The 12,580-nt window shown below is 64.0% G+C and carries 14 protein-coding genes; 4 read left to right on the plus strand and 10 right to left on the minus strand.

Annotated elements, in window-relative coordinates; all coding sequences use genetic code 11:
* Positions 1-105: 105 nt before the first annotated feature.
* The 4 genes from rplI to rpsF all read right to left on the minus strand — a co-directional run bounded on the left by rplI (position 106) and on the right by rpsF (position 1,875).
* Positions 106-558, minus strand: coding sequence for a 50S ribosomal protein L9 (rplI, locus tag ACFVTG_RS14340; RefSeq protein WP_234752901.1), 453 nt, complete (start codon positions 556-558; stop codon positions 106-108).
* A gap of 17 nt (positions 559-575) precedes the next feature.
* A complete protein-coding gene (gene rpsR / locus ACFVTG_RS14345) occupies positions 576-815 on the minus strand; it encodes a 30S ribosomal protein S18 (RefSeq protein ID WP_003800144.1) in 240 nt (79 codons plus the stop codon).
* Positions 816-938: 123 nt separating this feature from the next.
* Positions 939-1,514 carry a single-stranded DNA-binding protein gene (locus tag ACFVTG_RS14350; protein ID WP_078107100.1) on the minus strand — a complete coding sequence of 192 codons (576 nt, stop codon included), beginning with the start codon at positions 1,512-1,514 and terminating at the stop codon, positions 939-941.
* A 55-nt stretch (positions 1,515-1,569) separates the two neighbouring features.
* Positions 1,570-1,875, minus strand: coding sequence for a 30S ribosomal protein S6 (gene rpsF / locus ACFVTG_RS14355; protein ID WP_028267876.1), 306 nt, complete (start codon positions 1,873-1,875; stop codon positions 1,570-1,572).
* A 249-nt stretch (positions 1,876-2,124) separates the two neighbouring features.
* Here rpsF and ACFVTG_RS14360 point away from each other — a divergent pair, with 249 nt between their 5' ends.
* Entirely contained in the window at positions 2,125-2,463 is a 339-nt protein-coding gene (locus tag ACFVTG_RS14360) for a YnfA family protein (protein WP_390281430.1), read from the plus strand.
* Between the two features lie 223 nt (positions 2,464-2,686).
* Complete coding sequence (locus tag ACFVTG_RS14365; RefSeq protein ID WP_284751043.1) at positions 2,687-3,301, plus strand: DUF1345 domain-containing protein; 615 nt, start codon at positions 2,687-2,689, stop codon at positions 3,299-3,301.
* A gap of 1 nt (position 3,302) precedes the next feature.
* On the opposite strand, the gene ACFVTG_RS14370 is transcribed toward ACFVTG_RS14365, so the two are convergent.
* From ACFVTG_RS14370 to ACFVTG_RS14395, 6 genes are all read right to left on the minus strand, one after another.
* Complete coding sequence (locus tag ACFVTG_RS14370) at positions 3,303-4,604, minus strand: M18 family aminopeptidase (RefSeq protein ID WP_390281432.1); 1,302 nt, start codon at positions 4,602-4,604, stop codon at positions 3,303-3,305.
* A gap of 27 nt (positions 4,605-4,631) precedes the next feature.
* Positions 4,632-5,327 carry a response regulator transcription factor gene (locus ACFVTG_RS14375; protein ID WP_284751041.1) on the minus strand — a complete coding sequence of 232 codons (696 nt, stop codon included), beginning with the start codon at positions 5,325-5,327 and terminating at the stop codon, positions 4,632-4,634.
* Positions 5,324-6,610: a sensor histidine kinase gene (locus tag ACFVTG_RS14380; RefSeq protein ID WP_390281434.1), complete on the minus strand. Its 1,287-nt coding sequence runs from the start codon at positions 6,608-6,610 to the stop codon at positions 5,324-5,326. Before ACFVTG_RS14380 ends, ACFVTG_RS14375 begins: the two co-directional genes overlap by 4 nt.
* A gap of 64 nt (positions 6,611-6,674) precedes the next feature.
* A complete protein-coding gene (locus ACFVTG_RS14385) occupies positions 6,675-7,565 on the minus strand; it encodes an ABC transporter permease (protein WP_390281436.1) in 891 nt (296 codons plus the stop codon).
* Positions 7,562-8,560: an ATP-binding cassette domain-containing protein gene (locus ACFVTG_RS14390; RefSeq protein ID WP_390281439.1), complete on the minus strand. Its 999-nt coding sequence runs from the start codon at positions 8,558-8,560 to the stop codon at positions 7,562-7,564. Before ACFVTG_RS14390 ends, ACFVTG_RS14385 begins: the two co-directional genes overlap by 4 nt.
* Positions 8,561-8,737: 177 nt before the next feature.
* The gene (locus ACFVTG_RS14395) at positions 8,738-10,243 is read right to left on the minus strand and encodes a bifunctional phosphatase PAP2/diacylglycerol kinase family protein (protein WP_284751037.1); all 1,506 of its coding nucleotides are present in this window, start codon (positions 10,241-10,243) and stop codon (positions 8,738-8,740) included.
* A gap of 37 nt (positions 10,244-10,280) precedes the next feature.
* On the opposite strand from ACFVTG_RS14395, the gene ACFVTG_RS14400 reads away from it, so the two are divergent.
* Both ACFVTG_RS14400 and ACFVTG_RS14405 read left to right on the plus strand, forming a co-directional pair.
* A complete protein-coding gene (locus tag ACFVTG_RS14400; protein WP_390281441.1) occupies positions 10,281-10,988 on the plus strand; it encodes a phosphatase PAP2 family protein in 708 nt (235 codons plus the stop codon).
* Between the two features lie 57 nt (positions 10,989-11,045).
* Positions 11,046-12,575, plus strand: coding sequence for an efflux RND transporter periplasmic adaptor subunit (locus ACFVTG_RS14405; protein ID WP_390281444.1), 1,530 nt, complete (start codon positions 11,046-11,048; stop codon positions 12,573-12,575).
* Positions 12,576-12,580 lie beyond the last annotated feature (5 nt).

Raw genomic sequence — 12,580 nt, forward strand, 5'->3', positions numbered from 1 at the left:
GGCCGCCAGAGGGCATCTACTGCCAGTTCGCGTGCCCGGAAACCGCGCAAAACAAAGGACCCCCGCCTCCGGAAACCGGGGACGGGGGTTCTTCGTGAAGCTACGCTACTTGCTGGCAACGACCTCAAGGTCGATGACAGCGGAAACGTCCTCGTGCAGGCGGACGTTGGCCTGGTACGAACCAAGGGACTTGATGTGGTTCGGCAGTTCAACGTTGCGCTTGTCGATGGAGCCGAGGCCAGCGGCCTCAACTGCGGCAGCGACATCAGCCGGCTTGACGGTGCCGAAGAGACGACCGGACTCGCCGGCCTTCACTACGAGCTTGACCTTCTTGGAAGAAAGCGCAGAAGCCTGGGCCTGTGCAGCTTCAACCGAAGCGTGGGCACGAGCAGCGCGGGCAGCCTTGATGGACTCAACCTGCTTCTCGCCACCCTTGGTCCAGGTCAGAGCGAAGCCGCGGGGCAGCAGGAAGTTACGTGCGTAACCGTCCTTGACCTCGACAACATCGCCAGCAGCACCGAGACCGGTTACTTCGTGGGTCAGAATGAGCTTTGCCATGTTAGTTAATCCCTTCCTTAGCCGCGGCCAGCGCCGGAGTAAGGCAGCAGAGCAACTTCGCGGGCGTTCTTGATTGCCTGGGCGATTTTGCGCTGTTCCTGCACCGTGACGCCAGTGACGCGACGGGCGCGGATCTTTCCGCGGTCGGAGATGAACTTGCGCAGCAATGCTACGTCCTTGTAGTCGATGACGGTGATGTCAGCGGCCTTCAAGGGGTTGGACTTTGGTTTGGGCTTACGGAGTTCAGCCTTAGCCATCGTGGAGCTCCTTTTCTATGGAGCCCGTGGAATGGATCCACGGGATGGTGGTGCTCGACGGCGGTTGCCACCCGGGTGCCTCGCGGCACATCCGGCGGGTTCCGGCGTCGAACTTGTGAATGTTTAGAAGGGAGGTTCGGAATCCGGGCCGTTGCCCCATCCGCCCGCATTGCTGACGCCCGGGGTAGCCCAGGGGTCTTCCTGCGGTGCGGACTGGCCGCCGCCCCATGTTCCGCCGGAGTTGCCGCCCTGGTTTGCACCAGCGCCGCCACCTCCGAAGCCGCCGCTGTTGTTGCCGCCGCCGAAGCCGCCTTGACCACCCTGACCGCCGGAGCGCTGGGTGCGGTTGACCTTGGCGTTGGCGTAACGCAGGCTCGGGCCGATTTCATCGACTTCGAGCTCGATAACGGTGCGCTTCTCGCCTTCCTTGGTTTCGTAGGAACGGCTCTTCAGGCGGCCGGAAACGATCACGCGCATGCCCTTGGTGAGGGATTCGGCGACGTTTTCGGCTGCTTCGCGCCATACCGATGCGCGGAGGAACAGGGTTTCCCCGTCCTTCCACTCATTGGACTGGCGGTCGAAGGTCCGGGGAGTAGAAGCGATGGTGAAGTTCGCTACCGCCGAGCCTGACGGTGTGAACCGCAGTTCGGGGTCATTGGTGAGATTACCGATGACCGTAATAGTGGTTTCGCCTGCCATCTACTGCCTCCTTGTTCGTTCCTGCGGGGTAAAGAATGAAAGCCGGGAGCTGAAATTACTCAGCAACGACCTTCTGCTCTTCGGGGCGGGTGATCTTGGTGCGCATGATGGTCTCGTTGAGACTCAGCTGGCGGTCAAGTTCCTTGGCGGTTTCCGGCTTGGCGGTGAAGTTCACCACAGCGTAGATACCTTCGGACTTCTTCTTGATGTCGTAAGCGAGGCGACGGCGGCCCCAGATGTCAACCTTTTCGATGGTTCCACCATCGGTGGTGATGACATTGAGGAACTTCTGAAGCGACGGCTCTACGGTACGCTCTTCGACCTCGGGGTCGATGATTACCATCAATTCGTAAGGACGCATATGTGAACCCACCTCCTTTGGGCTAAGCGGTTACGGCATTTCCGTAACAGGAGGTTCATTTGCGATGAACAGTGCTGGCGACCGCTTCCAGAAGCGGAGGCAGGGCGCAGCACAGACTTCAATATCTTAGTCCATTTCCCGTGTCTAAGCCTATTCGGCGTGTCGGCGAGGTGGAATGAGCGACGTCGCGTATGTGGATAACCTAGGTAGCCGCCATCCGCACCCGCCAAGCTCAGGCAGACTGGATCCATGACCATCCTCAAATCCGTCGCACTCTTTATCCTGGCGGCCGTCGCCGAGATAGGCGGGGCCTGGCTCGTGTGGCAATCAGTCAGGGAGGCCAAACCGTGGTGGTGGGCAGGCCTCGGTATCGCAGCCTTGGGTATCTACGGTTTCGTGGCAGCTTTCCAACCTGACGCGCACTTCGGCCGCGTGCTTGCCGCTTACGGCGGGGTGTTCATCGCCGGATCGTTGGCTTGGGGAATGCTCATGGACGGATTCCGCCCGGACCGTTGGGACGTCATCGGCGCGATGATCTGCATCTTCGGCGTGGCCGTCATCATGTTCGCGCCTCGGCCGGGCAGCTAAGCCGGCAACGCAGCTGAACCGTCGAAGCGGCCGTCACGGTGTGCAACTTTCTGGACCGTCCGACGTCGGGATCCCCCGGTTTTCCGCGGCGCTGCTCCACTCCGCACGCTAAAAGTCTGCGTGGCGTGACGCCGGGGCCTGGAGCCAGCCGTGCCATGATCTGACTATGAACGCCGCAGCGAAGAACCAGGGTCCGAAGTCCGCCCGTGCCAAACGTTCTCGATTGCGATTTTTGCTAATGGTCGTCACCGGCATCGCCGCCGCGGTAGCCACCGGAATCTGGGGTCAATGGATCTACGCGCCCGCGGCGGGCTGGGCAGTGGCCGCCGCGGTCTACAACGTTTTCGTGTGGACGGTCATCACCCCGATGAAGGCCGATCAGACGAGGAGCCATGCCAGGGAAGAAGATCCACGGCGCTCCACCGCCGACCTCCTCATCCTGTGTGCAGCCGTGGGCTCCCTCGCAGCCTTCGTCCTGGTGATGTTTGGAGCCAAGGATGCACACGGCGTCGACAAATTCATGCTCGCCCTGTTGGCCCTCGGCGGCGCCGTGGCGTCGTGGCTCCTGGTGCACACCCTCTTCACCTTGCGCTATGCCGAGGTGTACTACACGTCCGATCCGCCCGGCGGCATCGAATTCAACCAAAAAGAACCCCCGCAATACACGGATTTCGCCTACATGGCGTTCAGCCTCGGGATGACGTACCAGGTCTCGGACACGTCGATCACCACCAGGGCAATGCGGTCTGCCGCCTTGCGGCACAGCCTGCTGGCCTACGTTTTCGGCGTCGGGATCCTGGCCACCACCATCAACCTCGTGGTGAGCCTCGCATCCTGAGCTAGATCGCCGTCCGGAAGAACAGCTCTGCCGCCGTGGCCAGGTGGCGCGGGTCTTCAATGCCGCAGAGCTCGCGGGCCGAGTGCATCGACAGAAGCGGCACTCCGACGTCGACCGTCCGGATCCCCAAGCGGGTCGCCGTCAGCGGACCGATGGTGGAGCCGCACGGGACGTCGTTGTTGGAGACGAACTCCTGGTAGGGGACGCCGGCCTCGCCGCAGAGCCGGGCCCAGAAGGCCGCGCCGGTGGCGTCCGTGGCGTAGCGCTGGTTGGCGTTGATTTTGAGGAGCGGTCCGCCGTTGAGGATGGGCCGGTTGGCGGGATCGTGCCGCTCGGGGTAGTTGGGGTGGACGGCGTGGCCGGCATCCGCGGAAACACAGAACGACGCCGACAACGCCTGGAGCCGTTCACTCACCGTGGCGCCCAATCCGTCGGAGATCCTGGTGAGGATGTCTTCGAGGATGGGTCCGCAGGCGCCGGAACGGGAGGCAGAGCCGATTTCTTCGTGGTCGAAGGCGGCCAAGACCGCGATGGGCCCCCGGGCCGGCGCGCCCGCGGCTGCGTGCGCAATGAGTGCCGCAAGCCCGGCGTGGGTTGAAGAGAGGTTGTCGAGCCGTCCTGACGCGAAGAGTTCGCCCTTGGCACCGAACTGCTCAGGTGCCTGGGTGTCCGCGACGACGATGTCGTAGCCGCCGATCTGCGCGGGATCCACGGAGGCCCCGGCCACGGCGTCCGCCAGGATTGCCAGGACGTCCGCGGAATCGGGATCGCCGAGGCCGAACACCGGGTTCATGTGCTGTTGCTTGTCGAGCGTGAGTCCGTCATTGACGGCCCGGTCCAGATGGATGGCCAATTGCGGGAAGCGCAGGAGCGGTCCGGTTGCCGTGAGGTGCTGGGTGCCGTCCAGCATCACGAGCCGGCCCGCAAGCCGAAGCTCACGGTCGAGCCAGGAGTTCAGCAAAGGGCCGCCGTAGACCTCGACGCCGGCCTGCAGCCAGCCGAACTTGCCCGTTGTCGGCTTGGGCTTGAGCTTGAAAGACGGAGAATCCGTGTGGGCGCCAAGGATATTGAACGCCGTGGTCGGAGTGGCGCCTTCCGGGGTCACCCACGCGATGAGGGCGCCATCCCGGATCACGTAGAAGCTGCCCGCCCCGCCTTCCCATGGCTGAAGTTCATCAAGGGCCATGAACCCGGCAGCATCGAGCCGGCGCGCGGCCTCGTGGACGGCGTGGAAGCTCGACGGCGATGCGCTCACATATGCGCCAAGGTCCTGGATGTGTTCTGCAGCGGAGTTCGAAGGCATGGCTCCGAGTCTAGCCCCGGCCGTGGATCAGTAATCCGGGTTGCTCGGGATCACGAGGCCTGTTTCGTAGGCGTAAACCACCACCTGGACCCTGTCCCGCAAGTGCAGCTTGGTGAGTATCCGCCGGACGTGGGTCTTGACCGTGGCCTCGGACAGGAAGAACTTATGGGCGATTTCCGCGTTGGACAACCCTCCGGCGATAGCCTCGAGCATCTCGGTTTCGCGGGGCGTCAGTTCTTCGAGCAGTGGATCGCGGGGCTGGGCTGTGGCCTGGCCGGGCACGCGGCCTCCGCGGACGTAGGTCTCCAGGAGCCGCTGGGTGACCCTCGGAGCCACCACGGCGTCGCCGCTGGCCACGAGCCGGACGCCCTGGACCAACTCGGCAGGCGCAACATCCTTGAGCAGGAAGGCGGAGGCCCCTGCCTGCAGGCCGGAGAAGGCATATTCATCGAGGTCGAAAGTTGTCAGGATGATGATCCGGGCGTTGGATGCCGAGGCCGTGATCCGCCGTGTGGCTTCGATTCCATCCATGGCGGGCATCCGGACGTCCATGAGCACCACGTCCGGTTCCAGTTCCTCGACCTTCCGCACGGCTTCGGCGCCGTCCGAGGCTTCACCCACCACCTCGAGATCCCCTTCGCCTTCAAGGATGAGCCGAAACCCCATGCGCAGGAGTGGCTGGTCGTCCACCAGCAGGACCTTGATGGGAGCGTTGTCAGTCATGATTTCCCCTTGTCGCCATTCCAATTCAGCTCCGCATGGACACGCCACCCGCCGTGGAGACCAGGACCGGCATCCACGGTTCCAGCATAAATTCCCGCACGTTCACGCATTCCCGCGATGCCTTGGCCCGTTCCCAAGGCCGCCTCTTCGGTTCCCGGCTCCCGGGAGCCCCGGCCGTCGTCGAGCACTTCAATGGTGACCGAGTCACTGTCCCGCACGATCCGCACATCCACTTGGCTCAACGAACGCCCGTATCTGAGCACGTTGGTGAGGGATTCCTGGACGATCCGGTAGACCGTGAGCTGGAACGCCGGGTCTTCGGGAAGGGCCGGGCCGGTGTGCGAATAGTGCAACGGCAGCCCCGCCGTCCGGAATCCATCCAGCAACTTGCTCAGGTCGTGCCCGGAAACCAAGGGCTCCAAAGGCGCCGGGCGGGCGGAGTCGTCCCGGAGCACGCCGAGGACGCGGCGCATGTCGGCCAGCGCGGTCCTTCCGGTGCGGGAGAGTTCGCCGAGCACCTCACCCGCGCGCTCCGGATCCCTCTTGACCACGACGGCGGCGCCGTCCGAGAGGCTGATCATGACCGTCAGGGAGTGGGCCACGACGTCGTGCATCTCCCGGGCGATCCGGTTGCGTTCGGTGACGGAACCCAAGCGGGCCGTGCGGGCTGCCCAGGCCCTGATTTCGCTCTCATGCTCACGGCGCTGCCGCACCGAAATCCCGATGCCGGTGGCGATCAGGTTGGACAACAAAATGCTGACCGCGGCAGTGATGTTGCTGATGAGGTGGAAATTCTCCGGGATCGCCTCTCCGTTGGACGGGGCCGCCGGGCTGGTCCACATGAAGAGATACACGAGGGTCAGAGGGAGGCTTGCCGCGCCAAACACAGTCAACGCGAAGGTACGGGTCCTCGCCACGGCCACCGCGTACAGCGCAAACCACAATCCCGCGGAGACGTTCGAACCCCAGGGATTCAGCAGCGTCACGGCCACTTCGAGGACAGCAACGGCCGCAGTGACGCTGAGGGGATTGCGGCGGCGAAGGAACAGGATGGCGGCAATGACAACGAGCAGCACGGCTGCGAACCACTTGCCATCCACGATCGAGCTGATGAAGGTGGCCAGCGCCAACAGCGAATAGCAAAGCACCACCACCGAGTCCATGACCCGCGGGTGCTCAAAGAGATAGCGGCGGATCCTGCCACGGCGGCGCAGCGTGATTTCAGCAAAGGACGCGTCGGCCACGTGGGCCGACGCGTCCTGTGCCGGCAACTCTTCACTCATGGCTTGAGCCTAGTGGCCTTGCCTGGAGTGGGTGTCCCCTGATCGCGAATCGGACGGTCGCGAATCAGACGTCGCGCTTCTTGAGCACAATGAGGGCAGGAACCATGAACAAGATGACGTAGCCCAGGAACACGAGGCCGCCCGCCCATGGATCCAGGGTGCCGTCTACGTGGCCGATCGACAAGAAGCGGCCGCCGGCCTCACTGGGCAAGTACTGGGGGACGTACTTCCAGAAGTCCCCGGGAGCGAGACCGAGGAATTGGCCGGCGAACGGGAGGACGAACATGATGCCCACCAGGACAGTGATGCCGCCGGCCGGGTTCTTCAGCAGTGTTCCGAGCGAGAGGCCGATCAGCGCGACCCCGGAGACGTAAAGGCCGCCGGTGAAAACGCTGTAGAGGACACCGTCCGTGTTCCAGCCGAGGTCAAGGCCGAAGTTGGCGAACATGGGCGACGCCAACAGGAAGGTCACGACGCCGGCCACTACCGAAAGGACATAGGAGACCACAACCAGGACCACGGCTTTGGCGCCGAAGGTGGAGAGCCGGCCCGGCGCCGCGTTCATGGTTGACCGGATCATGCCGGTGGCGTACTCAGACGCAATGAAGAGTACGGCCAGGGAACCCATGACGAGGATGCCGATGTTGAGTCCGGCGTTCGGAAGGTTGTAAAGGTCGAAACCCGATCCTGGCGGGAAGGAGTCAATGGCTTGCTGCACCGATTCCTTGTGGCCCTGGCGGCCGACTTCGACCATCTGGTTGATGAAGTTCCAGCGAACCAGTGCGGAGAGCACGCCGATGCCGACAATGGCCACGAAGGTCAGGACCAAAAGGATCTTGGTGCTCATGAGGGTCCGGAACTTGATGGATTCGGAGTTCAGTACCCGGAGGAAAGTGACGCCACTGGTCCCGGCTGACGGGATCGCAGGCTTCTTGCTGATGGTGGTGGTGCTCATGACTGGATCCCTTCCATGGTGGCAGCGGATGTGGCGCCGACGCCGGCGGGGCTTCCGTCCAGCGGTCCGCCCGGTGCTGCCGGTCCGCCGGTGATGTGCGAGTGGTATTCCACCTCGTCCTTGGTCAGCTGGAAATACGCCTCTTCCAGCGACGACGTGAGCGGAGTGAGCTCGTAGACCAGCACCCGGTTGTCGAGGGCGAGCTCGGCGATGCGGAGCGGCTCAACCCCGTAGACTTCCAGGGTTTCACGCTCGTTCTGCTCCACCCGGACACCATCGCGGGCCAGCAACTCGGACAAGCGCGTGGTCTCGGAGGTACGGACCAAAGTGCGCTTGCGGGACTGGCTCTCGATCAGCGCATCCACCGTGGTGTCGGCAATGATCCTGCCGCGACCGATCACAATGAGGTGGTCCGCGGTCTGTGCCATCTCGGACATGAGGTGGCTGGAAATGAAGATCGTCTTGCCTTGGCTTGCCAGGTAGCGTGCAAGGTTCCTGACCCACTGGACACCCTCGGGATCGAGTCCGTTGACCGGCTCGTCGAGGATGAGCGTCTGGGGATCACCCAAAAGCGCGTTGGCGATGCCAAGCCGCTGGCCCATGCCGAGGGAAAACCCTCCGGCCTTCTTCTTGGCAACCGCGGTGAGGCCCGTCATCTCGATGACTTCCTCAACGCGCGAGTTCGGAATCCCGTGGGTTGCTGCCATGGCGCGCAGGTGGTTGTACGCACTGCGGCTCGTGTGCACCGCCTTGGCATCGAGCAGTGCTCCCACTTCGTGGAGCGGGGCTTTGTGCTGGGAGTAATGCCGGCCGTTGACGATGACGTCGCCCGACGTCGGGCGGTCGAGACCCATGATCATGCGCATGGTGGTGGACTTGCCGGCGCCGTTCGGGCCAAGGAAGCCCGTGACTTTCCCGGGCTGTACGGTGAAGCTGATTCCGTCCACGGCTGTCTTTGCGCCGTAGACCTTCCTCAAGCCTGTTGCCTCAATCATGGAAGCGTTCCCTCCGCTTGCTGCAGCTAGGTGGTGACTGTAGGTACAACGCTAGCCACCGACACAGCGGAATTCGCCGGTCTCAGGGATGATTCAGGGGCCGCTCAGGGTAGTCCCTATGGATGATCCCGGCTGCGGCCAGGGCTTCCCTGGCACTGAGAAGGCACTATGAAAGCATTAGGCAAGCGGTGAATACACCCGCAGCGCCCGGCGCTTCACGGTGAACTCCGCGGTCCGCACGCCCGGCAACGGCTCGCCGTCGACCGCTATCACCAACGGTTCGCCGGACGCCTCGATGCTGAGCTCCGCCGCCTCACTGAGATGGGTCACCTTGGACGTACCCACGGTTCCGGTGAGGACCGCCCACAGCAGCCGCAGCCGCGCAAAAGGCTCATCGGCCGTGACCATGCGGATGTCCAGCACTCCGTCGTCAAGCACGGGACGCGTCAGCGGCGCCAGGTCCCGCGGGTAGTAGCGGCCGCGCCCCAAATAAAGGATCCACAGCTTGTGGCGCACCCCGTTGATCAGGAGAGTGGTGGGGGTTGCCGCCCCGAAGGTGCGCAGACCTGCGACGAGTCCCGCGAGGGGTTTCCCCAGGGCAGGCTGAAGCCGCTCGCGGCGGCGCACCAAGTTGGGGTAGACGCCAACGCTGGCAGTATTCAGCATGATGAGTTCGGCGACCTCATCCTTGCCGTCAATGCCACGGCCCGCCGTCACGTGGCCAAGGTCCGTCCAGGCTGCCGCTCCCGTTTTGGCGGCCTCAAGGGCCCCTTCGAGGGACCGTGCGTCCACGTCACGCGCGAAATGGTTGAGCGTACCGCCCGGCAGGACCAACAAGGGCAGGTCGTGCTCGACGGCGGCCGCGGCGGCAGTGCCGACAGTTCCGTCGCCGCCCCACACACCCAGGGCCTTCGTCCCGGGCTGCCCCGCTGCGGCCTGGATTTCGGCAGCCACGTCATCGCCGTCGGAAATCATGCGAATATGAGCCTTGGGGAATATTTCCCGAAGCTGGGTCTCGGTCTCGGGCGAGTAGGAGCCGCCGAGGGCGTTGACCGCAATGCTTAGCCCCTCGCCGTCGCCGACTGCCGGCGCGTCGGCGGGTGACCGGTCCGTAGCCGGGACGGGAGGCCTGGCAGGCCACCACTTCCGCGTCAGCAGGGCCGCTCCGGCGCCGATCGCGGAGCCGAGCACGACGTCGGAGGGCCAGTGGGCGCCTGTATGGATACGGGAATACGCCACACCCGCCGCAACAGGAGCCAAAACTGCACCAAGGCGGGGATTCACCAGCGCGACGCCAAGAGTGAATGCGACAGCGGATGCCGAGTGGCCGGAAGGCATCGAGGAGCTCGTGGGCTGCGGGTTGACAAAGCGGAAAACCGGAAGGAGTTCGGGCAATGGCCGCGTCCGCGGAAGAAGTGTCTTGAAACCGAGATTTGTGACGGCCGACGCAACGCCAAGTGCCAGGAGTCCGTGGATCGCCGCGTTGCGGGGCTTACCCGGAAACGCCGCGCAAACGCCAGCGACGGCAAACCAGAGCTTGCCCTTGGTAGCGGCCTCCGAGAGGTTTTTCCAGACGGCGTCATGCGGGCCTTCGGGCCACCGCGAAACGGCACCGACAATGGCACGATCGAGGCGCGCCACGTTTCTTACGTCCCATTGGCCCCATCGCAGCTTGCTTCGCATCCCACCAGACTATCGGCGGGCTGGTTAGGATGTGGAGATGGTGAGGGTCATTCTCCCCCGCAAGCTCGATCAGGGACGCACAATTGTCATCTCGACCGTGCTGCTGGCCATCGTTGTGGTCCTGGGCGGCATTCTGCTTGCAGGGGATAGGAACCCGCCATTCCAAGGCCTGGACGACGCCTGGCAGGCGTTCATGGCGACGCTCCACACACCGTTCTGGGATAGCCTGAACGTCGCCCTCAACTGGACCGGTTATACGGGAATGCTGATCTTCCACATTCTCCTGGCCTTGGCGCTGTTGATCCGCAGAAGACCCCGTTCGGCCGCATTCTCGACCGTGGCAGGACTCACCGTGATGTTGCTGACCCAGCTGCTCAAATGGGTCATTCACAGGCCGCGCCCTCTCAATGCCCATGTGGCCACGGACACCTATTCATACCCCTCAGGGCACGTATCCGCCACCACGGCGTTCGTTCTGGTGGTGGCACTCCTCATCGGACGTGCCTGGGCGTGGATTCTCGCGGTTGGCGGAATGCTGGCCATGATGATCAGCCGGATATATTTGGCCGCCCATTGGCTCACGGATGTGGTGGGTGGCGCTTGCCTGGCGGCCGCCGTCGTGCTCCTCCTGTGGTTAGCCTGCCAGAATATATGCATCGTGGAGAATATAGACGCACGCCGTGCCCTGGAGTGGAGATCGAGGGTCGCGCGTCGGGAGCGGCACGCTGAGCAGAGCGTCACGTAGGGTAAACCATCAGGTAGCACTCGGTCTTCTCCAAGAGAGCGACAATAGTCTTCGGGCATGCTCTCAAAACCTCAACTCATCAACGGCGGCATCGGGGTGGCCGTCGTCGGCATTGCCGCCGGTGCCTTCTTCGTTCTGAACGGCGTCCCGCAGACGGCTTCGGACACCACCGTCCGCACCGTCGCGGTCAGCGCAGCGGACCTCACCGCCGTGTCTACCGCGAGCGGAAACGTCTCGCCCGCAAGCACCACGGTCATCAACGCGCAGAACTGCACCGGGCCCATCGCCACGGTCTCCGCGGTGACCGGTCAGCAAGTCGCGGCCGGGCAGGTGCTCGTCACCATTGATCCGACGAACGCCCAGAACGCCCTGGCCGTTGCCCAGGCGCAACTGGATTCCGCCGCAGCGCAGGCAAACCAGCAGCAGGCTTCAGCCAGCAACCAGGTAGCTTCGGCAAACCAGAGCCTCGCCAACGCCCAACAAACGGCCAACCTGGACGCGAGCCAGCAAGCCAGTGCCGTGGCCGCCGCGCAGACAGCCGTGAACAACGACAATGCGACAGTCGCCACGGCTCAGGCCGCTGCCAGCGCCCAGCCCACCAGCCAGCCGGCCCAGAACGCACTGAGCGCAGCTCAGGCCCAGCTGGCGAAGGACAACCAAGCGCTGACCCAGGCAGCCAACCAGCAAGCCAGCTCTGCCCTCAAGGACAAAGAGCAGATCGCCTCCGCTGCGACGGCCCTCAATTCCGCCCAGAGCGGTGGCGGCGCCACATCCAACACCACGTCTGCCCAGATTGCCGTTGACACCGCGACCAAGAACCTGGCGTCCTGCTCCCTCGCGGCCCCGGTCTCGGGCACTGTCACCGCCGTGAACGCCGTCGTCGGAGGCAACGCCGGCAGCGGCTCCGGCTCTTCCGGGTCCTCGGCTTCCGGGGCTTCCGGTTCTACCGGCAGCGCTTCCACGAGCGCCGCAAGCACATCGTCCTCAGGACTGATCACCATCAGCGACACGGCGCACCTGCAAGTCGTCGCCAACTTCGCCGAATCTGACATCGCCGCCATGAAGACCGGCGACTCAGCCACCTTCACCTTCCCGGCACTCAAAACCGACCCCTCCGCGGCACCCGTCACAGGTACCATCACGGCGATCGCCCAGAACGCCACAACCACTAACAACGTGGTCAGCTACCCGGTGACGATCTCCATCAAGAACCCCCCGGCTGACCTCCGGCTCGGCCAGAGCGCAAACATCTCCGTAACCACGGCGACTGCCAAGAACGCTTTGGCGGTGCCTTCGCTGGCCATCACCACCACGGGAACCAAGCAGACTGTCAACGTCATGAAGAACGGGACCACGACGGCGGTGACCATCACCACCGGGATCACGGACAACGGCCGCACCCAGGTGCTCACCGGACTCAGCGCGGGCGATCAGATTGAACTCCCGGCCATCTCCTCCACCCTGGACACCACCGGCACCACCGGACGAACCGGGGCGGGCGGATTTGGCGGTACGGGTGGATTCGGTGGCACAGGAGGCGCCGGCGTTACGGGCGGCACCGCTGGCACACGTGGAAATGGCGGGTAAGCAGC

Origin of the sequence: Arthrobacter sp. NPDC058127, assembly GCF_042884555.1 — a bacterium.
In the GTDB taxonomy this organism is placed as follows: Bacteria; Actinomycetota; Actinomycetes; order Actinomycetales; family Micrococcaceae; genus Arthrobacter.